Here is a 2,101-nt window from a genome sequence, read left to right on the forward strand (position 1 = left end):
ACAATGTTTGCTGTCGATTCTCCGACTGTTATGTCGCCAACCTTGCCTGCGGATTCTATGCCCGCTACCGTCGCGTGTTCTGCATTGATGTTGCCCAAGTCGCCCGCTGTTATCTTGCCTGCGCTTGTTTCAACATTCAAGTTACCCGCACCGGCAATATTAATATCGGCTACTGTGCCAACTGTTACATCGTCCTGCGCGTTATTGATAGCAACATTGTTGCCGTTACCAATCTTAACAGTGCTTTCTGCAGTACCGATTGTTACGTCTTTGCCGTTTGCAATCGCTACCGTGTCCTTCGCAGTGTCAAGGGTTACGTTTTCAACCGTTCCCAATTTTACTGCGCCTGTTGTAGTGCCAACTGTTACATTTTTAACTGCCCCTGCCGTAGCGTCAATACCATTGATTGTTGCATTTTCTGCATTGATGTTGCCCAAGTCGCCCGCTGTTATCTTGCCTGCGCTTGCTGCAACATTCAAGTTGCCCGCACCGGAAATATTAATATCGGCTACTGTGCCAACTGTTACATCCTTCTGAGCGTCAGTGATAGCAACATTGTTGCCGTTTGTAATCGCTACCGTGTCCTTCGCAGTGCCAAGGGTTACGTTTTCAACCGTTCCCAATTCTACTGCGCCGTTTGCGGTTGTTACGCTTACATCCTTACCAGTTTCAACAGCTACTGAACCTGCTTCGTTGATGTCAATATTGCCATTTGCAGTACCTACTGTTACATCACCAACTGCACCTGTTACTTTTACATCTGCAACTGTACCCAAGTCTACCGCACCTGTAATTGAATCAATAGTAATTTCATCTGTTGCACTACCAACTTTAACACTACCATCTAACTCACCAGTTACATCTAAAGAGCCAAGATTATCAATTTCAAATTTGCCGCTAGTTGCAGTAATATTTGTTTTCAAATCAGCATCTTCAGAAGAAGATAGAAGTTTGCTATCTCCATCAATGGTGTAGTCATCACCATTGCCAGCAATAGCAATTTCTTCTACAGTTAAGGTTACAGAACCTGTACCGCTAACATTTGTGCTTCCAATTTCACCTGTTTGTGTAAATGTGCCACCAGCAAGTTCTACTGTAACCTTCTCTGCATTATTAACCTCAAGATTACTTTCGTTTTTGAATGTTACATCTAACTCACCAATTGTAGTTGTAGAAGTTACATTTCCATAAGCCTCGTTAATAGTTAAATTACTACCATTAGTTGAGTTCTCTACTTTTGCAGTACCATTGGTTTTTTCAATAGTTACAGAACCTGCAATATTATCAACTTTAACATCACCTGTAACTTCTTGGATTTTTAACTCGCCTTGCAAGCCATTCACCCAAACTTCGCCACCAACATTACCAACCTTGATATTACCTTGCGTACCACCTGCTACACCTTGCTTTACATCAATATCACCTGCTACATTACCAAGAGTAATATTGTTGTTACCATCGGTAATATCAACAGAATCGAGATTACCAAGTTTAATACCACTCTCACCAACAGTTTTAACATCTAAATTTAGATTGCCACCAGTTATGGCTACTGCCTTATCATTTGTTACAACCAAGTTGCCATTTGTCGTACCTTCGGCAACAAGCGAACCGGCTTCGTCGATGGTTGCAGTCGCGCCTGCAGAACCACTTATTTTTGCTTCACCTTCAACAACTTTGGCTTCAAAGGAGTTGCCGTCTTTTAAGGCAATGTCAGCAGAACCAATTGACGTTTCAGACTTAATGAGTCCGTCAACATTCGATGCCACAAGGCTGCCTTCGCCATCAACCGTTACGTTGCCGGTTGCAGCATTAACAGTTACAGTTTTACCTGATGCAATTGAATCAATTTTTACATCAGCAACCGTTGTTGAATCTGTGCCAACTGTTACATCGTCCTGCGCGTCAGTGATAGCAACATTGTTGCCGTTATCAATCTTAACAGTGCTTTCTGCAGTACCGATTGTTACGTCTTTGCCGTTTGTAATCGCTACCGTGTCCTTCGCAGTGCCAAGGGTTACGTTTTCAACCGTTCCCAATTCTACTGCGCCGTTTGCGGTTGTTACGCTTACATCCTTACCAGTTTCAACAGCTACTGCTC

1 protein-coding gene is annotated in these 2,101 nt (G+C 43.1%); it reads right to left on the reverse strand.

The genetic code is table 11. The features are described from left to right. On the reverse strand, window positions 1–2,101 hold a 2,101-nt coding region (locus tag MOX91_RS08700), incomplete at both ends, for a beta strand repeat-containing protein (RefSeq protein ID WP_370397688.1).

Origin of the sequence: Intestinicryptomonas porci, from assembly GCF_033971905.1 — a bacterium.
In the GTDB taxonomy this organism is placed as follows: domain Bacteria; phylum Verrucomicrobiota; class Verrucomicrobiia; order Opitutales; family Intestinicryptomonadaceae; genus Intestinicryptomonas; species Intestinicryptomonas porci.